This is a genomic window from Alcaligenes faecalis (assembly GCF_002443155.1).
Taxonomy (GTDB): Bacteria; Pseudomonadota; Gammaproteobacteria; order Burkholderiales; family Burkholderiaceae_B; genus Alcaligenes; species Alcaligenes faecalis.
This window is the reverse complement of sequence record NZ_CP023667.1, coordinates 29,339-51,060: the sequence shown is the minus strand read 5'-3', so window position 1 is coordinate 51,060 and position 21,722 is coordinate 29,339. Positions and strand designations below refer to the sequence as shown.

Annotated in this window: 19 protein-coding genes; 11 read left to right on the top strand and 8 right to left on the bottom strand. The window is 56.9% G+C overall.

The annotated features are described in order from the left end of the window. Window positions 1-4 precede the first annotated feature (4 nt). A complete protein-coding gene (locus CPY64_RS00245; RefSeq protein WP_042488642.1) occupies window positions 5-643 on the top strand; it encodes an isochorismatase family protein in 639 nt (212 codons plus the stop codon). Between the two features lie 13 nt (window positions 644-656). Next, complete coding sequence (locus CPY64_RS00240; protein ID WP_042488647.1) at window positions 657-1,445, top strand: 2,3-dihydro-2,3-dihydroxybenzoate dehydrogenase; 789 nt, start codon at window positions 657-659, stop codon at window positions 1,443-1,445. Window positions 1,446-1,890: 445 nt separating this feature from the next. On the opposite strand, the gene CPY64_RS00235 is transcribed toward CPY64_RS00240, so the two are convergent. The 7 genes from CPY64_RS00235 to apaG all read right to left on the bottom strand — a co-directional run bounded on the left by CPY64_RS00235 (window position 1,891) and on the right by apaG (window position 10,866). Then, window positions 1,891-3,468 carry an alpha/beta hydrolase gene (locus CPY64_RS00235; protein WP_042488651.1) on the bottom strand — a complete coding sequence of 526 codons (1,578 nt, stop codon included), beginning with the start codon at window positions 3,466-3,468 and terminating at the stop codon, window positions 1,891-1,893. A 109-nt stretch (window positions 3,469-3,577) separates the two neighbouring features. Beyond that, entirely contained in the window at window positions 3,578-5,125 is a 1,548-nt protein-coding gene (locus tag CPY64_RS00230; protein WP_042488704.1) for a methyl-accepting chemotaxis protein, read from the bottom strand. A 165-nt stretch (window positions 5,126-5,290) separates the two neighbouring features. Then, window positions 5,291-6,907, bottom strand: a complete 1,617-nt coding sequence (locus CPY64_RS00225) for an EAL domain-containing protein (RefSeq protein ID WP_052363031.1) — start codon at window positions 6,905-6,907, stop codon at window positions 5,291-5,293. Window positions 6,908-7,219: 312 nt separating this feature from the next. After that, window positions 7,220-7,951, bottom strand: coding sequence for a DsbC family protein (locus tag CPY64_RS00220; RefSeq protein ID WP_042488653.1), 732 nt, complete (start codon window positions 7,949-7,951; stop codon window positions 7,220-7,222). Window positions 7,952-7,990: 39 nt separating this feature from the next. Next, entirely contained in the window at window positions 7,991-9,184 is a 1,194-nt protein-coding gene (locus CPY64_RS00215; RefSeq protein WP_042488656.1) for an FAD-dependent monooxygenase, read from the bottom strand. Then, a complete protein-coding gene (gene mltA / locus CPY64_RS00210) occupies window positions 9,181-10,476 on the bottom strand; it encodes a murein transglycosylase A (protein ID WP_042488658.1) in 1,296 nt (431 codons plus the stop codon). The genes CPY64_RS00215 and mltA overlap by 4 nt, the downstream gene beginning before the upstream one ends. 15 nt (window positions 10,477-10,491) lie before the next feature. Next, a complete protein-coding gene (apaG, locus tag CPY64_RS00205) occupies window positions 10,492-10,866 on the bottom strand; it encodes a Co2+/Mg2+ efflux protein ApaG (RefSeq protein WP_021447080.1) in 375 nt (124 codons plus the stop codon). A 117-nt stretch (window positions 10,867-10,983) separates the two neighbouring features. On the opposite strand from apaG, the gene rpe reads away from it, so the two are divergent. Continuing rightward, window positions 10,984-11,679 carry a ribulose-phosphate 3-epimerase gene (gene rpe / locus CPY64_RS00200; protein ID WP_042488661.1) on the top strand — a complete coding sequence of 232 codons (696 nt, stop codon included), beginning with the start codon at window positions 10,984-10,986 and terminating at the stop codon, window positions 11,677-11,679. 55 nt (window positions 11,680-11,734) lie between these two features. Here the strand turns inward: rpe and CPY64_RS00195 are convergent, their stop codons facing one another. Further along, window positions 11,735-13,537, bottom strand: coding sequence for a GGDEF domain-containing protein (locus tag CPY64_RS00195; RefSeq protein ID WP_042488664.1), 1,803 nt, complete (start codon window positions 13,535-13,537; stop codon window positions 11,735-11,737). 211 nt (window positions 13,538-13,748) lie between these two features. On the opposite strand from CPY64_RS00195, the gene CPY64_RS00190 reads away from it, so the two are divergent. The 8 genes from CPY64_RS00190 to nrdD all read left to right on the top strand — a co-directional run bounded on the left by CPY64_RS00190 (window position 13,749) and on the right by nrdD (window position 21,714). Then, complete coding sequence (locus CPY64_RS00190) at window positions 13,749-14,429, top strand: phosphoglycolate phosphatase (RefSeq protein WP_171902924.1); 681 nt, start codon at window positions 13,749-13,751, stop codon at window positions 14,427-14,429. A gap of 215 nt (window positions 14,430-14,644) precedes the next feature. Then, the gene (trpE, locus tag CPY64_RS00185; protein WP_042488668.1) at window positions 14,645-16,165 is read left to right on the top strand and encodes an anthranilate synthase component I; all 1,521 of its coding nucleotides are present in this window, start codon (window positions 14,645-14,647) and stop codon (window positions 16,163-16,165) included. A gap of 38 nt (window positions 16,166-16,203) precedes the next feature. Continuing rightward, complete coding sequence (locus CPY64_RS00180; protein ID WP_021447083.1) at window positions 16,204-16,767, top strand: anthranilate synthase component II; 564 nt, start codon at window positions 16,204-16,206, stop codon at window positions 16,765-16,767. 3 nt (window positions 16,768-16,770) lie between these two features. Beyond that, entirely contained in the window at window positions 16,771-17,805 is a 1,035-nt protein-coding gene (gene trpD / locus CPY64_RS00175; RefSeq protein WP_035268496.1) for an anthranilate phosphoribosyltransferase, read from the top strand. After that, window positions 17,802-18,602, top strand: coding sequence for an indole-3-glycerol phosphate synthase TrpC (trpC, locus tag CPY64_RS00170; RefSeq protein WP_042488673.1), 801 nt, complete (start codon window positions 17,802-17,804; stop codon window positions 18,600-18,602). The genes trpD and trpC overlap by 4 nt, the downstream gene beginning before the upstream one ends. After that, window positions 18,599-19,057: an HIT family protein gene (locus CPY64_RS00165; protein ID WP_042488676.1), complete on the top strand. Its 459-nt coding sequence runs from the start codon at window positions 18,599-18,601 to the stop codon at window positions 19,055-19,057. The genes trpC and CPY64_RS00165 overlap by 4 nt, the downstream gene beginning before the upstream one ends. A 459-nt stretch (window positions 19,058-19,516) precedes the next feature. Then, window positions 19,517-21,355, top strand: a complete 1,839-nt coding sequence (locus CPY64_RS00160; protein WP_042488678.1) for a ribonucleoside triphosphate reductase — start codon at window positions 19,517-19,519, stop codon at window positions 21,353-21,355. Window positions 21,356-21,531: 176 nt separating this feature from the next. After that, the gene (gene nrdD, locus CPY64_RS00155) at window positions 21,532-21,714 is read left to right on the top strand and encodes an anaerobic ribonucleoside-triphosphate reductase (RefSeq protein ID WP_042488681.1); all 183 of its coding nucleotides are present in this window, start codon (window positions 21,532-21,534) and stop codon (window positions 21,712-21,714) included. Window positions 21,715-21,722: the final 8 nt, after the last annotated feature.

Below are 21,722 nucleotides of genomic sequence, written 5' to 3'. Positions count from 1 at the left end.
ATTCATGACCATTCACGCCTTGCCTAGTTACGAGCTGCCTCAAACCCCCGTAGCCAACCGCGTCAATTGGCGTCCACAGGCAAATCGTGCCGCCCTGCTCATTCACGACATGCAGACCTACTTTCTGCAGAAATACGATATGAGCCAGGCCCCTATCCCCATGCTGATCGAACGCATCGCCGCCCTGCGCGACGTGTGCCACAAGCTGGGAATTCCCGTGTTCTACACCGCCCAGCCCACCGAGCAGCCCGAGAAAGACCGTGCTCTGCTGAACGACTTCTGGGGCCCAGGCCTGACCGCCACCGAATTTCACACCCAGCAAGCTGTCGTGCCCGAGCTGACACCGGCCGAGCAGGACATCATGCTGACCAAATGGCGCTACAGCGCCTTCCAGCGCTCCGACCTGCGTGAGCAACTGCGCAATCTGGGCCGAGACCAGCTGATCATCACCGGCGTTTACGCCCACATCGGCTGCATGACCACTGCCCTGGAAGCCTTCATGCAAGACGTACAGCCCTTCCTGGCCATTGACGGCGTTGCCGACTTCTCGCTGGAAGAACACCACATGGCCATCCGCCACGTCTCTCAACGCTGCGGCGTCAGCCTGACCTGCGCCGAAATCCAGGACAGCCTGCAAAGCTAAACAGGAAGCACACATGAGCACTAGCGCACAAGAATTTGCAGGTGAATGCATCGCCGTCACGGGCGCAGCCCGTGGCATTGGCGCTGCCGTCACCCACCTACTGCTGGAGCGAGGCGCCAGCGTCATCGCCCTGGACCTGGACGTAGAAGGCCTGACCCAACTGAGTCAGTCCGAATACAGTGATCGGGTTTCCTGCCATCTGGTCGACATCAGCCAGGCCGATGCCGTTGATGCAGCGCTGGCCCAAGGGCAGGAAAAACTGGGCCCCATTCATCGTTTGGCCTGTGTCGCGGGCGTCCTGCAAATGGGCCGCATCACCGAGCTGAGCAACGAACAATGGGATCGCACCTTTGCCATCAACACCACCGGCGTCTTTAACGTCTGCCGCAACGTGGCCAAAGGCATGATCGAGCGCAAACAAGGTGCTATCGTCAACGTCAGCTCCAACTCCGCTGCCACCCCACGCATCGCCATGGGCGCCTACGCCGCCTCCAAAGCCGCCGTCACCCAACTGAGCCGCTGCCTGGGCCTGGAACTGGCCCCACACGGCATCCGGGTGAACATCATCTCCCCCGGCTCCACCGACACCCCCATGCAACAAGCCATGTGGGCACAAGGCAGCTCGCGCGAAACCGTCATCGCGGGCTCCGGCGAGAACTACCGCCTGGGCATCCCCCTGCAAAAAATCGCCACCCCCGAAGAAATCGCCGAAGCCGTGCTGTTCCTGCTCTCGGACCGCGCCAGCCACATCACCCTGTCCGACCTGCGCGTGGACGGCGGTGCCACACTGGACCAAGGCTAAACAGCCAGACGCAAAAAAGGGCGGAAATTCCGCCCTTTTTTATTGTCCATCGGATCGAGTCTTATGAACTAGATCGAACAACTGCAGCGTTCCAAACGCCCCAACCAACAACCGTTGAAAGCAGGCCCACTCAAGAGCACTGCCACCATGCTGTTCGGGTCGGGGCAGGCTCAGGCGGGGCGGATCAGAGTGCTTGCCGCGGGCATGAGATTGCGTAGGGATGCAAGGGGCCTGCTGTTTGAGCCGGGCGTTTGTACTTGGTCCGGGGGACCAAGTACCCGGCGAGTTCAGGCCCCGCCCGTAGCAATCTTATGCCAAGGGTACTGGTGCGCAGCACCAGCAAGCGCTCAGCCCCGCCTGAGCCTGCCCCGATCCGAACAGCCCCCCGGTCCAGCCTCCTGAGCCCGCCTAAAGCCCGTCCCTCACAGCCTAAGTCCAGCTACCGCTACTTCTTGTCCTCGACCGGAGCCTCACCCTGCTCAATCCCGAACAAATGCTCCAGCCCCAAGGCCAAAGCATCCCTCCAAGCCACAAAATCATGCGCCGTCGCGCTTTCCACGTAACGCACGTCATACCCCCGCGCCCGCAGCACATCATCCAAATGACGATTAGCCTGCACCAGGCTGACATCCCGACTGGAACCTGAAGACTCGAACACCCCGGCGCTCATATAAATCTTCACCGGCACAGCTTCTGAGTCCGCCATCTGCCGCGTCAGCCACTGCCCACGAGCATCACCCGTCGGAGCCCACCAGAACGACCCCGACATGCTCAAGACATTGCCAAACCACTGCGGCAAACGCCACGCAGCATTCATGGCGGCCAAACCGCCATAACTGGAACCACCAATCGCCGTCTTGTCCGCCGTCGACTGCACACCCTGGGCATTCAACCAAGGCATGAGCTCCTTGTCCAAAAACTTGATATAAGCCTCATTCGGCGGCAACTCCCGCGCCCGTTCCGCCATGCCCGGATTGTCCACCAGGACCAGCCACATAGGCTCCACCCGTCCTTGGGCAATCAAGGTATCCAGCATGGCAGGCGCGCGCGCCAAATCCCGATAGTCGCGACCATCGAACAAAATCAAGGTGTGATCAATTTCCTGAGCCCGGGTGCCAGCAGGCTGATAAATCTGCACCTGCCGCTCCACACCCAAAGCCTCGCTGGGCAAGCGTTCCGTACGCCATTGCCCCTGCCCCAACTGCTGCGGCTCCAGCGCCACCACCTCGGCCGGTGCCTGCGTCAAACGCAAGACCGACTCACCATCAAACAGATCCTTGCTGTTCTCCGGCAAAGCATTGGGATTATGAGGATCGCGCTGCAAGGCCGCCCGCAGCACGTCACGCGCCATGCTCTGGCCTACATAAGGCACATCCGGCGCCATGCGATAGGCAAAGCGAGCATCACGCGGCAAATCGTAGGTGATGTACCAGATATCGGACTCGCCCAAACGATGCATGCGATCGGTATAAGAGAACGGCCCGCCATGCAGACGGACCTCGTTCCGGGCACCGCGCCAGACAAACGTGACGCGATCATGCGTATTGCTATAGCGCTCCACCAAGGGAGAACCCACACGCTGCACATAGTCCCAGAAACCGCGAGCCGGTTCGCCAGCGCGCAAACGCATGCTCCACTGACGGATCACATCACCTTGCAAAGGCTCGGCCTGAGCAGGCGTTTGAGGAGCCGTGACCGATTTCACCTGCCACTGATACTCACCCTGCCCCAACACCCGCAAGCGATACTCGCCCGCCGTGCTGGCAATAAAACCAAAAGGACCGCCCTGCGCAGGTGCATCCGCCCAATGACGAATCACCTTGCCATCCGGGCCGAACAGTTCCAGCGCCACATCACCACTATGCTGCCAACTGCCTTGCACCAGATCGTCCTGTTGCAAGCTCAGTATTCGTTCATGATGTTCGTGCGCCTGAACTTCACCCTGGGCCGAAGGCAGCGTAGCCGCCCAAGCCGACCCAACCATTCCCACCATCAATACAGCAACAACAGGTGCGCGCAACATACATCCTCCTAAATGCCGGTTTGCCGCAGGACAATCCCAGTACCAAGAGGCAGTATACGATCAAAAATAATCGGCGCACCCCTTGGTTGGCGCGAGTCCGCGCCTTTTATCACCCCAGACGGAAAGCCTGAGTCAAGCGATCCAGCTCTTGCACCTGGTCCTGCAACTCACTGGAAGTGTGAGCCACCTGGTTCACCATCTCCGCGTTTTGCTGGGTAGCCGAATCCAGCTGCCCCACGGCCACATTGATTTGCTCGATCCCAATGGTTTGTTCGCGAGTAGATGCCGCAATCTCGTGAACAATCGTCATCACTTGCGAGCTGCCGGTAACCATCTCATCGATCACCTCCCCCACCTGCCCCATCAACTGCACACCTTCGCGGGTGCTGGTGGAAGACGCTTCCACCAATTGAGCAATCTCCTGGGCAGAAGCCGTCGTGCGCTGCGCCAGGGCCCGCACTTCACCGGCCACCACCGCAAAACCTCGACCCTGCTCACCGGCTCGTGCGGCTTCCACAGCGGCGTTCAGAGCCAGAATATTGGTCTGGAACGCAATCGAGTTAATGACCGTGGTGATATCCGCTACCTTGCCGCTGGTGTCGCGAATTGCCCCCATGCGGTCCACCAGCTCACTGACCATCTGGCCACCATGCTGAGCGGTTTTCTGCACCTGACTGGAGACTTCCTCAGCACGCATGGCGTTTTCTTCGCTCATGCGCACCGTGCCGGTCATCTCTTCCATGGCCGATGCTGTTTCCTGCAAGGCCACCGCCTGCTGAGTGGTGCGGCTGGACAGCTCCAGATTGCCCACAGACAGTTGCGAGGTATCATCCGCAATCACGCCACTGCTGTGCTGCAAGGTGCGCATGACTTCATTCAATTTCACTCGCATTTGCTCGATGGACGCCATCACGCTATTGTCCGGAATTGAACGCAAGGAATGAGCAACCCGCAAATCACCACCGGCAATCGCTTTAGCCGCGCCATGCAAGATCGTGGGCTCGGCCCCCAGTTCGGCAAAAATCTGGCGCGCCAGAAACACGGTAACGGCCGACACCAACACAATAATCAGCAAAAACACCATCGAGGAGCTAAGCAGGCTGCTCAGAAAACGGTCCTTGATATTGTCGATATACACGCCGGAAGTCAGCACCCAATCCCACTGGGCCACGCCTTTTCCGAAAGCCAGTTTGGGCGCATTGCTCTTGTCGGTCAGCTTGGGCCAGTGGTATTCCAGGAAACCTTCACCCCCATTGCGGCCGATACGGCTCATCTCTGCAAAAGGGTAGACCCCGTTGATATCGACCACGGCACTGACGTTCTGGCCGTCCAGCTCCGGGCGGCTGGGGTTCATGATGGACACCACATCGGTAGATAACACCGACACATAACCTTCCTGTCCAAAGCGGATACTGCCGATGCGTTGCAGCGCCTGCTTTTGCGCCTCTTCCTTGCTAAGGACGCCCTTGCTAACCAGTTGCTGGTAGTCCTGCGTAATATTCACTGCGATATTGACGATGTGCTGCAAACTGCTTTTTCGCTCCTCCATCTGTGCCTGATAGAGCTGATAGTTCACAAACGCAAAAACCGCCACCAACGCCATCAAACACAAGATTAATGGCAACCACAACTTCTGTTTCAAACCCAAACGCATCATATTCCCCGAGCAACGCTGAAAAGACAGGTCCCAGGTACGCAAAAACCGACCGCTGAAAAGCGGTCGGCCTGCTTAGGAAGGCCCCATCGAACAAGCTGGGTAACGGCTTCAGGCTTGAATACTTAACTAAAGTTACATATCAAAATGAGGAGATGCTAAGGCGGCTTATAAAACACTGCCGCTCAAGCGTCGGGACGCATCATGACCTTGCCCAAAAGAAGGCTCGCTACTGGCCAGTGTCAGCAAGAACCCATCCTCGGACATCAGCTCGGACGTCAGGCGACCTTGGTAGTGACCCAGCTCCAGATTCAGCGCCAGATCACGCTGCTCCAGACTGTCCACGCCCTTGATGACCAGTTCAAAACCCTGCTCGCTGAGCAGGTGGCAGGCCGTTTCCAGCAAGGCCTTGAACGTGGCCTCACGGCAGGCACGCTGAATGACCTCGGCCTCCAGCTTGACGCCACGAATCGGCCAGCCACGCAAACGGTTGAGCTTGTTGTTTTCAATATCGGTGCTGGTCAGCCAGACCTGGATGTCCTGCTCTTTCAGGAACTGCAAAGCCTGGATCAGCTCCGGCGTTTCTTCCAGCTCCTCGTCGCAGAACAAATCCAGCTCGATGCAGCAAGGCTGCAGCTCGAACTGGCGCAACATGCTGGGCATGCGCTTGTAGATGGGCAGCAACATGTCGATGGGCAATTTCAAGCCAATATGACTGGCTCGCAGCGAATACTCCTGCCACCAGCGTCGCACATCTGTCATCAAGGTACGCAACATCCACTCGCACAAAGCCTGGCGGTGGATGGAATCAGACATATGGCGCAAGACCAGATCCGAGGACAATCGAAGGCCGGTGGGCGAGGTCCAGAACACTTGAGCATCCACACCGCTGTACTGGCCTGTGCTGGTCGCCACCCGCAATTGATATGAAAAAGACAATGCTTCGCTGGCCTGGGGATCGAGCACATCCAGCGTTTCCAGAGCGCGCAAGAGCTCCAGCGGTGTGGGCTGGCTCACTTCCTGCTCGTCGCGAGGCGCATAGAACTCCATGATCTCGCTGTCTTGCGGCTCTTGCTGGGCAATCAGTTTGCCCGTAAAGGTGTAGCCCCAGCCATGCACGGATTTGATGGGCAAGGCCACACCTGCCTGGCTGGCTTTGCGGCGCAAACGGCTGATCAGGGAATCCACAGCACGGCTGTCGCTGGCGGCCAGGCCTTTGTCGCGCATCAGGTCCTCACGGCTGAAGCGAGCATCCGCATGACGGACAAAGGCATCCATTAACTGACGCTCGCTATGCGTCAGCTCCAGGCCCACGCCATTGGGAGCGACGAGCGTCCAGCCCTTGTCGCGCAAGATCCATTCCTGTTGACCGGCCGGCTCCTGCACCTCTTCCAGAGCCTGGGCAACGCTCACGGCAGCATACACATTACGACGGCGCACGGCATGGCACCAGGCCATCAGCTCGGGAACTTGCACATCCAGTGCCAAACACGCATCGGCACCGGTCAGCAGCAACTGGACACGGGCGCTGGCAGACAGACCAGACTGAACGGCCACAATGCCCAGGGAGCCAAAATCATTGCGCAGCTTGGCTACCATCAAAGGGACGTAGCCCGTCTCGACCGGAAACAGCAACAGGTCGGCCTGACTCAACCGCTCCTCAGCCACCTTTTCCAGGGATCTGACAACGCTTGTCTTGGTACCGAAAACCCGCAATTGCTCCTGCCAGTAGTGCAAGCCTTCGTCTTCTTCCAAAACAATCAACACGCAGCGTGCATGTTCCATAAGCGCCTACTATTTAATTATTGCCAGTCCTGCGATGGACCCAGCGCGTGCCGACAATACTATTTTTTATCAATAGTTGGAATTATCACTTCTAGAATACAGAGCACAAAGTAAAGAATGGTCAAATGTGGCGTTTGAAATTTTTTGTCTTCAAAATAACGTCAGCCTTACCCTCTGAACCATCTCGGGATTATTTCCCAATACCAATTCTTTTAAAATTCTGCCCCACAAATAATTATAGTTTTCATAACACTTGAACATAAAAAACCCGCTCGAAAGCGGGTTGTTCTAGCTCAAGACCAGCGGGAATACTTACTGGGCAGCGGACTCCAGGCGGGACTGCAGCTGGGCGGCGGGCAACCAGCCATCAGCACGGCTGCCATCGGCGAAGTAAATAGCTGGTGTACCCTGAATGCGCAGCTTTTGGCCAACAGCCAGGATTTGATCCAAGGGATGCTCACACGAGGCTTTTCCGGGTCTGGCACCACCTCCCATCCAATCACTCAGGGTTTTGGCCGGATTCTGGGCACACCAGATGTCCTCGGCTTTACGACGGCTATCCGGGCCCAGGATGGGAAACATCAGGCTATAAACCGTCACATTGTCGATCTCCTGCAGCGTAGTGTGCAGACGTTTGCAATAGCCACAATTGGGATCTTCAAAAACCACCATTTGACGACTGCCATCGCCTTTCACCAACTTAATGGCTTTATCCAGAGGCAGGTCATTTAGTGAAACACGGTTGAGTTCCTGCATGCGCTGCTCGGTCAGGTCGACACGCGTCTTGCTATCGAGCAAAGAGCCCTGCATCACGAAGCTGGCCTGCGGGTCGGTATACAGCAAGGTGCCGCCTACTTCCACTTCCAGCAAATTGGGAAAGGGTGTGGCACGAATGCCCTCAACCGTCACGCCTGGAAAAGCCGCCTCAAAGGCCTGGCGCGTGGTCTCGTAACGGGTGTCTATTTTGGCGGGGCTGGCGGCCTGTGCCAGGCTGCACAGCGACAAGAGCGCCAGAGCCAATACAGAACGAAGATGCAACATCATGACGTACTTCCTTTGCTAATCGACAAGACTCTAGCAGCCTTAAAACAAGAGAGCGCCGGGGCTGATGCCGGCAGCATGCGCAATCAGGCGGCGCTTGACCCAGGGCAAGCGGTCCACCACTTGCATGCCAGCATTGCGCAGCATGGAAGCCGGTGCTCCCGGTGCCGCAAACAGGCGGTACAAGCCATCTGTGGCGGCCCGCATGGCTGCAATGGGTTCGGCGCGGGCACGCTTGTAGCGATTGAGCACACGCATATCGCCCACCGAATAATGCGGCCCACGCTCAGACAAGACCTTGATCAGGGCTTCGATATCACCCAAACCCAGATTCAAGCCCTGACCCGCCAAAGGATGTACACGATGCGCCGCATCGCCCACCAACGCCACGCCTGGCGACACCAGGCCGCTGCGTTCAAAGGTCAAGGGGAAACCGTGTACGGGGCTGCGCAAACTGAGCGGCCCCAAACGACCATTGGATAAAGAAAGCAAGCTGTTTTGCAGATACTGCGCCTGCTCATCCGACGGCATGGCCAGCACCTTGTCGGCCTGCGCTTGCGGCACGGACCAGACCATGGAGACTTGCGCTTTGCCATCCACATCCGGCATAGGCAACAGGGCAAGAATCGAATCACCCGTGAACCACTGCAAGGCAACTTGCTGGTGCGGGCGTTCTACGTTGAAGTGGGCCACCAGGCCGGCATCCCCGTACTCGCGCCCCTGATGCTCAATGCCGGCCGCAGAACGCAAGCCGGAACGGGCACCATCCGCCCCCACGAACAAATCAGCGCTGATGCGCTTTTGCCCGGCTGTGACGATGGTATTGCCTTCCAGACGCTCAAAGCGGTCTTCAATCCAGGGCACTCCAAATACTTGCAGTGCCTGATACAGCGCCTGCTCCATCTGACCGGACTCCACGATCCAGGCCAAATAATCCTGAGCATCCTGCCAGGCATGCAGATTCAGACAACCACCGCCATCACCATGTACTTCCATGGCCTGCACCGGCGAAATACGCTGGGACGACATCAGGTTCCAGGCACCCAGCTGCGCCAAAAACCGCTGACTGGCAACCGAGACGGCATAGACACGGGGATGATATTGCCCGGCCTCCAGCTGCATAGACTTGTACGCGGGGGACAAGATGCTGACATCAAACCCGGCCTTGCGTAAACCCAGGGCGCTGGCCATACCGGCCAAGGCCCCGCCACATACCACAATCCGTTCGTTCTTCATCGTGCGCTCGGTGCTCCTGCCTGACGTGGCCACAGCAACCACATTTGTCCCTGCTGCTTCATGCGCCCGGCCTGTGCACCGGCCTGATCGCCCGTGCCCCAGTACAAGTCAGTACGTGCCGGCCCCTTGATGGCCGCGCCCGTGTCCTGGGCAAAGACCAGTCGCTGCAAAGGCTGGTTGGTTGCAGGCTGCGAGGTAGCCAGATACACCGGCGTCCCCAAAGGTACATAAGTAGGGTCAATGGCAACGGAGCGCAGGCCAATCAAAGGAATGCCATAAGCCCCTTTAGGGCCCAGCTCCGGATCCACAATGGCCTCTTCACGGAAGAAAACCATGGCGGTATTTACATTCATCATTTCCTGAACACGATGCGGATTGCGCTTGGCCCAGGCCTTGATGTTTTGCATGGAGGTTTGTGCCAGTGGCATCTCGCCCTGCTTGGCCAGCCATTGGCCTATCGAGGCGTACGGGCGACCATTATGGTCGGCATAGGCCAGACGCACGGCGCTGCCATCAGGCAGCACGGCACGGCCCGAGCCTTGAATTTGCAAGAAGAAACCTTCTACCGGATCTTCCGCGTACACAATCACGGGCGGCTGGCGCTCAGGCTTGGCCATGATCTGCTCGCGAGTGTCGTAAGGCACAATGCGCTTGCCCTCCTGCTTGCCACGAATCCGCTTGCCGGCCAGCTCGGGGTACAAGCCGCCCAGATCAATCGTCAGCAAATCATCCGGCGCGGCGAACAGCGGCCACTGATAGCCGGCGCTACGAGTACGTGAGGCTTTGAGCAAAGGCTCGTAATAGCCCGTGACGGTGTTTTGAGCCACCGCGCCCTGAGCTGTCAGCAAGCGCCAGGGCTGCAACTGCTGTTGCAGGAAATTACGTACGGCCGCCGTATCTTTGGTGTCAGCGTTCAAACCTGCGGAGGCAGCGGCCTGACATACAGGCTGCCAGGCACGAGGATTGGCACGTGCAGGCATGGCCAGCGACCCGCTAACCGGGCGCATCAAGCCCTTGCAGTTATTGATGAAGCCTTTCCAGACATGATCCAGCGAATCGGCTTGCCAACCCGGCAAGGTAGACCAGTTCACCGCCTGATAGCGGCCTGCCAGCGCTCGTGCCGGGGTTTCCGGCAATGCTGACAGGGAAGGCACCCGCAAGGGCTGCAACGCTATATCAGGACCACCCTCTGTTGTCCCCGGAGCTGTTGACGAAGACCCCTGATCCACCGGCGTCGTGGAACAGGCACTCAAGGCCAGCAGTACGGCTGGCACGCAATAAATTAGCTTCATGACTGGGTTTGGCCCTTAGTGCAAGGTACGGGGGGAGGAAAGGATGAACTCCTGAATGGCGACCTCAAAGGGCACACCATTTTCACCAACACATTGATAGCTGCCGCGCATGGTGCCAAAAGGCGTGTTCAAGGGGCAGCCACTGGTGTACTCAAAGGTCTCGCCTGGAGCCAGCACCGGCTGCTGTCCCACAACCCCCAGGCCACGCACTTCCTGAACCTGCTGATTGTCATCCGTAATGATCCAGTGACGACTGATGATCTGTGCCGTCTGCTGTCCATTGTTGGTAATCCGTACGGTATAGGCAAAAACGTATTGATTGCTATCGGGCTCGGATTGCTCAGGCAGGTACTGGGGCGTGATCTGCACCTCAATATCGTCAGGCTTCATAATGGATTCCAGGTTACGGCTGTACAAATACGGGGCGCTGCACAGCCCCCCGCTTGAAACTATAATGATGACATATGGCCACGATTTTCGTGATGTCTAATCTTTACGGCACCTATTATGTCCCAAGCCAGCTCCACACGTATCGCTCCCAGTATTTTATCGGCTGACTTCGCCCGTCTGGGTGAAGAAGTCCGCAATGTAGTTGCCGCCGGCGCCGACTGGGTTCACTGCGACATCATGGACAACCACTTTGTACCGAACCTGACTTTCGGCCCCATGGTCTGTGCCGCCCTGCGCCCCCACACCACCGCTCCTATCGACGTACACCTAATGGTAGAGCCTGTGGACGCACTGATTCCCGAATTTGCCAAAGCCGGTGCCGATTACATCAGTTTCCACCCCGAAGCCTCGCGCCACGTGGATCGCACCCTGTCACTGATCCGTGACCACGGCTGTAAGGCCGGCCTGGTGTTCAACCCGGCCACCCCGCTGAACTGGATGGATCACTTGATGGACAAGCTGGACCTGGTCCTGCTGATGTCCGTGAACCCCGGCTTTGGTGGCCAGGCCTTCATTCCCAGTTCCATGGACAAGTTGCGCCAGGCTCGCGCCCGCATTGATGCCTGGACCGCAGAAGGCGGCCAGCCCATTCTGCTGCAAATTGATGGTGGCGTGAAAGTGGACAATATCGGCGCCATTCGTGCTGCCGGTGCCGATACCTTTGTGGCCGGTTCGGCTATTTTTGGCCAGCCCGACTACGCCCAGGTCATCCGCGACATGCGCGCGCAGATCGCTCTGGCTGAAAAAGCCTGAGCCCTGCGTCCGGCCTACTCACAGGCAGGCTGCCAGCGACTACTTGCTGTGCCCTCTACTGCAACGTCGTATTGCGGCTATAACTACCTTGCCGCACCGGATTGTCCGGGCGACGACGCTCCACGAACAAGGCATTGCCCTGCACGCGCTTGGCCTGTGCCTTGGCAGAGCTGGCCAGCTCTGCAATCAAAGAGCCCGAATACAATTCGGGCTCATCTACTGTGACCACACCTAGAGACAGGCTCACTAGCGGGTGAAACACCAGCACGCCTTGACGGTTTTCAGCCAGATAACCGCCAGCCTGCCGGTGCTCCAGACGGTATAAAGACTCCAGTTCTTTTTCCAGCTCGTCCAGAATGCTTTGGCAGCGCTCGGCCCAGTCCGGGCTGGTGAACACCAAAATAAAATCGTCTCCACCCACATGGCCTACAAAGTCCATGCGCGCGACGGCATATCGGGTAAAGAGCTCCGCCATGGAGCGCAACAACTCATCCCCTTTGCGGTAGCCGTACAAGTCGTTATAGGGTTTGAAGTGATCCAGATCCGCATAGCACACCGCGAAGTTCTGACGATTACGCAGCAAGCCATCAATATGCTCATCAATGGGCACATTGCCCGGCAATTGCGTGAGCGGATTGGCATAACGGGCCGTCATGATCTGAATCTGCGTAATTTCACGCATCAGCTCCACACTGGAGCCCAGGCCCAGGTATTCGCCGGCGCCGGTAATGATGAAACCGTCGCTAAGTGCATCCCCCGCCCCCTGCGTCATCAGGGTGCCCAACTCCAGCAAGCTGGTATCGCAGTCCACAATCAATGGCGGGGTTTCAATAAACAGGGAACATGGCTTGTTGCCATAAAGTTCGCGGTGATAAGGACGAGCCAACTGATCATAAAGCTGACTACGGCGCAAAATCCCCGTCGGCCTGTCTCCTCGCAATAAAGCCACCGCACTCAAATCAGGGTGGCTTTGAAATAGCTCATAAACACGATTCGTCGGGGTGTTATCCGGAACAGCCGGTGCTGCACGCAACAAGCGCCGCACACTCATGGAATCCCGGCCCTGAACCTGCCGTTGCGAGCGGCTCGTAGAAGGACCAAACAGCGCAGCCTGGGCCGCTTCCAGCTGTGGTGGAGGGTTGGGTTGGGGGCGACACAATAAATACCCCTGCCCACAGGACACGCCCAAATAGCGCAAGGTACGTAATTCGGCCCCCGTTTCAATACCCTCGGCAATCACGGTCGATTGGGCATGGCTGGCGATATCGCAAATAGAGCGCACCAATTGCTGCTTGAGCACATCGGTATCAATATCGCGCACAAAGTATTTATCGATCTTGACGTATTCAGGTCGCAGTTCCGACCACAAGCGCAGCGAGGCATACCCCTCGCCCAAATCATCAATCGCAAATTGCAGGCCTTCCTGGCGGTAAAGCTCGATAGCCTGATTTAAATAGTCGTAACTGTCGGTGCGCTCGGACTCGGTCAGCTCGACCACCACACGACTCCAGTCAATGCCATCGAGTTGCGGCATGCCAGTACGCGGATCAATCCGGGCCGAAGGCAGCATGCGCATCACCACATCCGGACTGGAGTTCAAAAACAATTTGCCCGCCAAACCCTGCTGATTGAAACTGCTGACCAGGGTATGGCAACACAGCTCTTCCAGATCCCATAAACGCCCGCACTGCCGAGCAGCGTCAAACAAGGCCAATGGCGAATAAAAGCTGGTGTCCTTTGGTCCCCGAATCAACCCCTCGTAACCCAGAATCAAGCCAGACTGCAAATCCACAATAGGCTGAAAGACGGGCGTGACTTGTTTTTCTACGAGAATCTGATGAAATGTCTCGAGCATCATTCTTCCGCTCCTAGTGCCTTTCTGAACAGACTATCAAAAGCCAATCTTGTACCAAAATACGGTTTGCTCACTAAATTGATAAGCCCGCGTGCAGTAAGGAGCTTTAACATGATGAATCAAACGAAATGAAAAACCCGATGTTCGGAAAACTTTTTCTGCTCGACCTTAACAGGAATTTGACAATATTTTGTCACAAGATCGCTACAAAAAGATGAATATTTTCTCTGTACTGTTCGATTTGGATGGCACCCTTCTGGACACCATTCCTGATCTGGCCTCTGCCTGCAATGCCATGCGTCTTGATCTCGGTCTGCCGGTGCTTCCAGAGGAGCGTATCGCCACTTTCGTGGGCAAAGGCTCGGAAAATCTGGTGCGACGCGCCCTGACCGACCTGCCCAATCCTCCTGCCGATTACACCCAAGCATTGGAATCATTTTATTACCATTACCAATTATGTAATGGCCAACACAGCCGCCTGTATCCCGGTGTACTAGAAGGATTGGATGACTTTAAAAGCCAGGGTTTACGCCTGGCAGTGGTCACCAACAAGCCCGAACAATTTGCGCGCCCCTTGCTGGAACAAACTGGTTTAAGCCCCTATTTCGAGCTGATTGTGGGCGGCGATACCTGTCCGCGCAAAAAACCCGACCCCATGCCTTTTCTGTACGCCTGCGAGCAAATGAAGCAGGCTCCTGAACAGGCTCTGGTCATTGGGGACTCCATGAATGACGCCCAGGCAGCCCGTGCCGCACAAATCCCCATACTGTTGGTTCCTTACGGCTATAACGAAGGCAAGGATGTGCAAAGCCTGGATTCCGATGGTATAGTTGCCTCTATTGCCGACGCGGCCACTTGGCTGCGCAATAAACGCAACACCATATCTACGTCATAAAATTCATGTCTACTCGCACTTACGCAACCACAATCTACGGCGCTTATTGGCGCTGGTGGCGTTCGTGTATCGGGTAGATATAACCTTGAAGTCTGGCGTCCCTGCAAAGTAGTACACAGCGGACCGCCTCCAGGAAAATAAGCCCGGTAATCAAAACGACCGGGCTTTTTTTGTTTCTGTCCGGCTCGTCGTACCCACTGACCCTCGAGATCCCAATGACAGAAATAGAATTCAATGCCCTAGCAGCAGAAGGCTTCAACCGCATTCCCCTGATTGCGGAAACCTATGCCGACCTGGATACGCCCCTGTCGATTTATCTGAAACTGGCGCACAACGGCCCCGAAGGTGGACGTTACAGCTGCCTGATGGAATCGGTTGTGGGCGGCGAGCAGTTCGGTCGCTACTCCTTTATTGGCCTGCCTGCCCGTACCGTGATCCGCAGCTATGGCCGCCACACCCAAGTGCTGCACGATGGCAAGATTGTCGAAACAGCCGAAGGCGATCCGCTGGAATTCATCGAACAGTTCCAGGCGCGTTTCAAAGTCGCCCTGCGTCCTGGCATGCCCCGCTTTGCAGGTGGCTTGGCTGGTTACTTTGGCTACGACACGGTGCGCCACATCGAACCGTCCCTGGGCATGAACCGCAAACCCTTCCCTTCCGACCAGGAAGAAGGCGTACCGGACATCATGCTGCTGCAAGTGGACGAGCTGGTGATTGTGGATAATCTGGCAGGCCGCACTTACCTGCTGGTCTACGCCGATCCCGCCCAGCCCGAAGCCTACGTACTGGCCAAGCGCCGTCTGAAAGATCTGCGCGAAAAACTGCGCTCGCCCGTAGTGATCCCTTACGCCTACGCCAGCATGCAAACCGAATGCGAACGTGACTTCGACAAAGAGGATTACCTGAAGGCCGTGGCCCGCGCCAAGGACTACATTGCAGCCGGTGATCTGATGCAAGTGCAGATCGGCCAGGTCATCACCAAGCCTTTCCGCGACTCGCCCCTGTCCCTGTACCGTGCCCTGCGTTCCTTGAACCCATCGCCTTACATGTACTTCTGGAACTTCGACGACTTCCAGGTCGTGGGTGCATCGCCAGAAATTCTGGTACGACAGGAAGAACACCGTCAGGATGGCCGCAACATGGAGCGCGTCACCATTCGCCCACTGGCCGGCACCCGCAAACGCGGCGCCACGCCTGAAGCCGATGCCGCACTGGCCGCCGAACTGAAGTCCGATCCAAAAGAACGCGCTGAACACCTGATGCTGATTGACCTGGCTCGCAACGATATTGGTCGCATCGCCAAAACCGGCACGGTACAAGTGACGGACACCATGGCAATCGAACGCTACTCGCATGTTCAGCACCTGGTCTCCAACGTCTGCGGCGAACTGCAAGACGGCATGAGCCAAATGGACGTGCTGCGCGCTTCCTTCCCGGCGGGCACCCTGACCGGCGCCCCCAAGGTACGCGCCATGGAAGTCATTGATGAGCTGGAACCCGTACGTCGTGGTGTGTACGGTGGTGCGGCTGGCTACCTGAGCTACTCGGGCGAAATGGACCTGGCTATTGCCATTCGCACCGGCGTCATCAAGGACGGCATGCTCTATGTGCAAGCCGCCGCCGGCATCGTGGCCGACTCCGATCCCGAAAAAGAATGGCAAGAGACCGAAGCCAAGGCACGTGCGGTGATCCGCGCTGCCGAACAAGTGCAATTCGGTCTGGACGAACCCATTTAATCGCCTGACTGCCATTCTTTTTCTGCCGGAGAATTCCCATGCTGTTCATGCTCGATAACTATGACTCGTTTACCTACAACCTGGTCCAGTACTTTGGAGAACTGGGTCAGGAAGTAGTGGTACGACGCAACGATCAAGTCACCCTTGAAGAGATTGAAGCCCTGAATCCCAGCCATCTGTGCGTCTCGCCCGGCCCCAAGTCCCCTGCGGATGCGGGCCTGTCGGTTGCACTGATCCAGCACTTTGCCGGCAAGCTACCGATTCTGGGCGTCTGCCTGGGTCATCAAGCGATCGGACATGCTTTTGGTGCACGCATTATTCGTGCGCAGCAAATCATGCATGGGAAAGTCTCCCCGATTACCCACCAGGGCACGGACGTATTCAGCAACTTGCCCTCCCCCTTTAACGTCACCCGCTACCACTCCCTGGCCATCGAGCGCGACAGCCTGCCCGATTGCCTGGAAGTGACTGCACAAACTGAAGACGGCGAGATCATGGGTGTCCGTCACCGTGAATTGCCTATTTATGGCGTGCAGTTTCACCCAGAGTCGGTGCTAAGCGAGCATGGCCACGCCTTACTGAAGAACTTTCTGGACCTTTAAATCATGAACACCATCACTCCTACCGAAGCACTGGTGCGCTGTATCGAACACCGGGAAATCTTCCACGACGAAATGCTGCATTTGATGCGCATGCTGATGCGCGGCGAAATGTCGCCCCAGATCGCAGCCGCCTTGCTGATGGGCCTGCGCGTGAAAAAAGAAAGCGTCGGTGAAATTTCTGCCGCCGCCCAGGTAATGCGCGAATTTGCCACCCCCGTCATTACGCCTAACCCGGACGAACTGCTGGATATGTGCGGTACAGGTGGCGACGGCTCCAATACCTTCAATATCTCCACCGCTTCCATGTTTGTGGCTGCCTCCGTAGGGGTGAAAGTAGCCAAGCACGGCAACCGCAGTGCGTCTTCCTCGTCCGGCAGTGCAGACGTGCTGGAAGCCCTGGGCGTCAACCTGACCTTCTCGCCTGAGCAAGTGGCACAAAGTATTGCTGAAACCAATATCGGCTTCATGTTCGCCCCCGCTCACCATGGTGCGATGAAAAACGTCGCCGCCGTCCGCAAAGAGCTGGGCGTGCGCACTATTTTCAATATTCTGGGCCCCCTGACCAACCCGGCCGGAGCAACCAACCAGCTGATGGGCGTCTTTCACCCCGACCTGGTGGGGATTCAGGTCCGTGTGATGCAACGCCTGGGGGCCAAGCACGTGCTGATCGTGCACGGCAAGGACGGCATGGATGAAGCGTCTCTGGGTGCCGCCACCCTGGTGGGCGAACTGAAAGACGGCCAGGTGCGTGAATACGAAATTCACCCCGAAGACTTTGGTATGGCCATGACCTCCAATCGCAGCATTCGCGTCTCCAGCAAAGAAGAATCTGCCGTCATGATTATGGAAGCCCTCAATAACCAAGAGGGTACGGCTCGTGATATCGTGGGCCTCAATGCTGGTTTGGCCATTTATGCCGCCAACCACGCCGACTCCATTGAACAAGGCCTGCGCATGGCTTTTGAGGCCATTGCCAACGGTGCCGCCCGCGAAAAACTCGAACAATTCCGCGCTTATACAAGGAAGTTAAATCCATGAACGACATTCTGGCCAAGATCCTCGACACCAAAAGAGCTGAAGTCGTCACCGCCCGCCAACTGCGCAGCGAGTCCGACCTGCTGCGCGAAGCGAAGAACCGGAACGACCTGCGCGGCTTTGCCAGCGCGATTGAAGACAAGATTGCTCAAGGCAAGCCTGCCATTATTGCGGAAGTCAAAAAGGCATCCCCGTCCAAGGGTGTGATCCGCGCCGACTTCAACCCCACGGAAATTGCTTCCAGCTACGCCGCCCACGGTGCGGCCTGCCTGTCAGTCCTGACCGATATTCAGTATTTCCAGGGTTCCTACGATCACCTGCGTCAGGCCCGTGCCGTATGCGCGTTGCCCGTACTGCGCAAAGATTTCATCATTGACCCCTACCAGATCATCCATGCCCGTGCCATGGGTGCCGACTGCATCTTGCTGATCGTTGCCGCGCTGGAGCAGGATCAACTGATGGAATACGAAGAAATGGCCCACGAACTGGGCATGGACGTGCTGGTTGAAGTGCATGACCGCGCCGAGCTGGACATTGCCTTGCAAATGAAGACCAGCCTGCTGGGCATCAATAACCGCAATCTGCGCACCTTTGAAACCAGCACCCAGAACACCCTGGACCTGCTGCCCTTTATCCCCAGCGAAAAACGCGTTGTCACTGAAAGCGGTATCCATACTATTGAAGATGTGGCCCTGATGCGTGAGAACCAGGTGCAAGCCTTCCTGGTGGGTGAAGCTTTCATGCGTGAGCCTGATCCGGGCGTCGCCCTGCAAAACCTGTTCTTCGGTCAGCCTGCATGAGCAGCACCGCTTGCCCCCTGTGCGCCTTGAAGCCCGATCAATGGCTATGGTCGGGCGCAGGGCTACAGGTACTGGCTGTCACAGACAGCCCATTTCCTGGCTATACGCGAGTGATCTGGCAAGAGCACGTGGCTGAAATGACAGATTTGTCGGAGGAACAGCGGCAATACATCATGGCGGCGGTCTACGTGGTCGAACAGACTCAACGTGAGCAGTTGGGGGTCACCAAGATCAATCTGGCCCAATTCGGGAATCAGGTGCCGCATCTGCATTGGCACATCATCCCTCGCTGGAAGGACGACCCGTTCTTTCCGGATTCAGCCTGGTCGCCCGCCCCCACACGCACAGAAGAACAAAAGCAAGGCTGGGCTTCCCACGAAGAACGCCTGCTTGAGCAAGTCAGCCAGTATCAGCAGGCACTGTGTAGTGCGCTAAAAGCACGATTCAAGCACTAAACCCGCTATTCAAGTCCTGCTATTCAAGAAATACCCGCTGGCCTGTAAAAAGTCAGCGGGTATTTTTTTGCCTCCCGGAAAAGAGACGGCGCACTGTAACAGACAAGTACACCGCTTATCCGTGAAGCCCGCTACAGTGCGACTCCACCGGCAGGAGCCAAGCTGCTGTTGTGCTACTTGCACGCAACCCACATAAACAGCTTGCTTGCATAGCATGGCCATAGCCAACTCTTTACACCTGGCAGCACGACCACCTCGACTTCACAAATCTCCACCTACGAACGATCAGGGTAAGGAGTGCCCAACGACTTCTTTCCGACAAAATCCTTGATCTTGTCACTTCGAGCACAAAATTAACCTAGATCAAGCCTGGGCAACAATCGCCTAGCCCCATCAAAAACCACCATATATAGTGGCGTGAATCCTAAAAATCACTATATATAGGCTTTGGTGAAAAACATGGCTACCCAGGAAACCGCAACGCGTCCAGCTGCTCAGCTGGACATCATCCGCTCCATTACCGAATATCTGGACCGCCAGGACTGGCGCGTCCAGGCCAATGCCAACCAGGGCTACTCGCTGGGCGGACTGATTCTGAACAGCTCGGGCAAGATGATTGCCAACTACTGGCTCAGCCATGTGTACCCCGAAGCCATCGGTCAGGCACACCGTCAGGCTGACCTGCACATCCACGATCTGGACATGCTCTCTGGTTACTGCGCCGGCTGGTCCTTGCGCACTTTCCTGAATGAAGGGCTCAATGGCGTACCCGGAAAAATCGAATCCGGCCCACCGCGGCATCTAAGCAGTGCAGTTGGCCAGGTCGTCAATTTTCTGGGCACCCTGCAAAACGAATGGGCTGGCGCCCAGGCTTTCAGCTCCTTTGATACCTATATGGCACCCTTCATCCGCAAGGACGACCTGAGCTACAAGCAGGTGCGCCAATGCGTGCAGGAGCTGATCTACAACCTGAACGTACCCTCACGCTGGGGTACGCAGACGCCCTTTACCAATCTGACCTTTGACTGGATATGCCCGGAAGACCTGCGCGAGCAAGTGCCGCAAATCGGTGGCGTAGAAATGCCGTTTTGCTACGGGGATCTGCAAGCCGAAATGGACATGATCAACCAGGCCTATATCGAAGTCATGAGCGAGGGCGATGCCCGTGGCCGTGCCTTCACCTTCCCGATCCCCACCTACAACATCACTCGGGATTTTGACTGGCACAGCCCGAATGCCGAACGCCTGTTTGCCATGACGGCCAAATATGGCCTGCCCTACTTCCAGAACTTCATTAATTCCGAGCTGGAACCCAATATGATCCGCTCCATGTGCTGCCGCCTGCAGCTGGATCTGCGCGAGCTACTCAAACGCGGTAATGGCTTGTTTGGCTCTGCCGAGCAAACCGGCTCCCTGGGAGTCGTCACCCTGAACTGCGCCCGCCTGGGGTATCTGTATCAAGGCAATGAAACCGGTCTGTTTGCCCGTTTGGATGAGCTGCTGGAAATGGGCCGCGACAGCCTTGAAATCAAGCGTACCGTGATTCAGCAACATATGGACCAAGGGCTGTTTCCCTACACGCGCCGCTATCTGGGCACCTTGCGCAATCACTTCTCCACGCTGGGAGTTAACGGCATTAACGAGATGATCCGCAACTTTACCCAGGACAAGCAGAATCTTTGCACGCCGTGGGGACACCGCTTTGCCTTGCGTTTGCTGGATCACATTCGGGAGCGCATGGTGGAATTTCAGGAAAGTACCGGCCACCTGTACAACCTGGAAGCCACCCCTGCCGAGGGCACCACTTATCGCTTTGCCAAAGAAGATCGCGCCCGCTGGCCTGACATTTTGCAAGCAGGGACCGAGCAGATGCCCTACTACACCAATTCCTCACAGCTGCCGGTGGGCTTTACCGAAGATCCTTTCGAAGCGCTGGAGCGACAAGACGAGCTGCAAGGCAAATATACCGGCGGCACCGTGCTGCACCTGTACATGACCGAAGCCCTGTCCAGCACCGACGCCTGCCGCAATCTGGTGCAACGAGCCTTGAACCGTTTTTCCTTGCCTTACATCACCGTCACGCCCACTTTTTCCATCTGCCCTAAACACGGCTATCTGTCTGGAAAACATGAGTTTTGTCCACATTGCGATAGTGAACTGCTGGCCAACAAGATAGCTCAGGCCAGGGTCGAAACTGACGCTCAAAACGACGCGGGCGCGGAAGCCTCAATGCCATCGCAGGCAACAACACCGACACCGACACCGACACCGACACCGACACCGACAGCAGTCCATTAAAGCCGATCTCTTCAAACAGATCTCTTTTATCCAGATTGACTACACCCAATCCACTTAGCGCAGCTGAAACCAGGCTTTTTGTTTTCCTCAGCGTTTATCTACAACCCGCCTTTTGGCACACAACTAGCTAGTCACATCCGCTTAGCGTGACGGCCCTTTTATCCAGGGAGTTATTCATGAACACCAACACCATCACTCTTCAAGATTCCGAACGCCAACCTTGCGAAATCTGGACACGCGTCATGGGCTACCACCGTCCCATGTCGTCCTTCAATATTGGCAAGCAAGGCGAGTTCCACGAGCGACGCTACTTCACCGAAGCCAGCGCCTCTGTAAGCAACACTGCCCCAACCCTGTAAACATCCAC

What these genes read in the sequence shown, in the direction of transcription:
- CPY64_RS00190 (WP_171902924.1), top strand. Translation starts at nt 13,749, where the DNA reads ATGAATATTTTCTCTGTACTGTTCGATTTGGATGGCACCCTTCTGGAC.
- CPY64_RS00230 (WP_042488704.1), bottom strand. Translation starts at nt 5,125, where the DNA reads ATGATGCGTTTGGGTTTGAAACAGAAGTTGTGGTTGCCATTAATCTTG.
- trpD (WP_035268496.1), top strand. Translation starts at nt 16,771, where the DNA reads ATGAACACCATCACTCCTACCGAAGCACTGGTGCGCTGTATCGAACAC.
- rpe (WP_042488661.1), top strand. Translation starts at nt 10,984, where the DNA reads ATGTCCCAAGCCAGCTCCACACGTATCGCTCCCAGTATTTTATCGGCT.
- apaG (WP_021447080.1), bottom strand. Translation starts at nt 10,866, where the DNA reads ATGAAGCCTGACGATATTGAGGTGCAGATCACGCCCCAGTACCTGCCT.
- CPY64_RS00225 (WP_052363031.1), bottom strand. Translation starts at nt 6,907, where the DNA reads ATGGAACATGCACGCTGCGTGTTGATTGTTTTGGAAGAAGACGAAGGC.
- CPY64_RS00220 (WP_042488653.1), bottom strand. Translation starts at nt 7,951, where the DNA reads ATGATGTTGCATCTTCGTTCTGTATTGGCTCTGGCGCTCTTGTCGCTG.
- trpE (WP_042488668.1), top strand. Translation starts at nt 14,645, where the DNA reads ATGACAGAAATAGAATTCAATGCCCTAGCAGCAGAAGGCTTCAACCGC.
- CPY64_RS00165 (WP_042488676.1), top strand. Translation starts at nt 18,599, where the DNA reads ATGAGCAGCACCGCTTGCCCCCTGTGCGCCTTGAAGCCCGATCAATGG.
- CPY64_RS00245 (WP_042488642.1), top strand. Translation starts at nt 5, where the DNA reads ATGACCATTCACGCCTTGCCTAGTTACGAGCTGCCTCAAACCCCCGTA.
- CPY64_RS00235 (WP_042488651.1), bottom strand. Translation starts at nt 3,468, where the DNA reads ATGTTGCGCGCACCTGTTGTTGCTGTATTGATGGTGGGAATGGTTGGG.
- CPY64_RS00180 (WP_021447083.1), top strand. Translation starts at nt 16,204, where the DNA reads ATGCTGTTCATGCTCGATAACTATGACTCGTTTACCTACAACCTGGTC.
- CPY64_RS00240 (WP_042488647.1), top strand. Translation starts at nt 657, where the DNA reads ATGAGCACTAGCGCACAAGAATTTGCAGGTGAATGCATCGCCGTCACG.
- CPY64_RS00160 (WP_042488678.1), top strand. Translation starts at nt 19,517, where the DNA reads ATGGCTACCCAGGAAACCGCAACGCGTCCAGCTGCTCAGCTGGACATC.
- trpC (WP_042488673.1), top strand. Translation starts at nt 17,802, where the DNA reads ATGAACGACATTCTGGCCAAGATCCTCGACACCAAAAGAGCTGAAGTC.
- CPY64_RS00195 (WP_042488664.1), bottom strand. Translation starts at nt 13,537, where the DNA reads ATGATGCTCGAGACATTTCATCAGATTCTCGTAGAAAAACAAGTCACG.
- mltA (WP_042488658.1), bottom strand. Translation starts at nt 10,476, where the DNA reads ATGAAGCTAATTTATTGCGTGCCAGCCGTACTGCTGGCCTTGAGTGCC.
- nrdD (WP_042488681.1), top strand. Translation starts at nt 21,532, where the DNA reads ATGAACACCAACACCATCACTCTTCAAGATTCCGAACGCCAACCTTGC.
- CPY64_RS00215 (WP_042488656.1), bottom strand. Translation starts at nt 9,184, where the DNA reads ATGAAGAACGAACGGATTGTGGTATGTGGCGGGGCCTTGGCCGGTATG.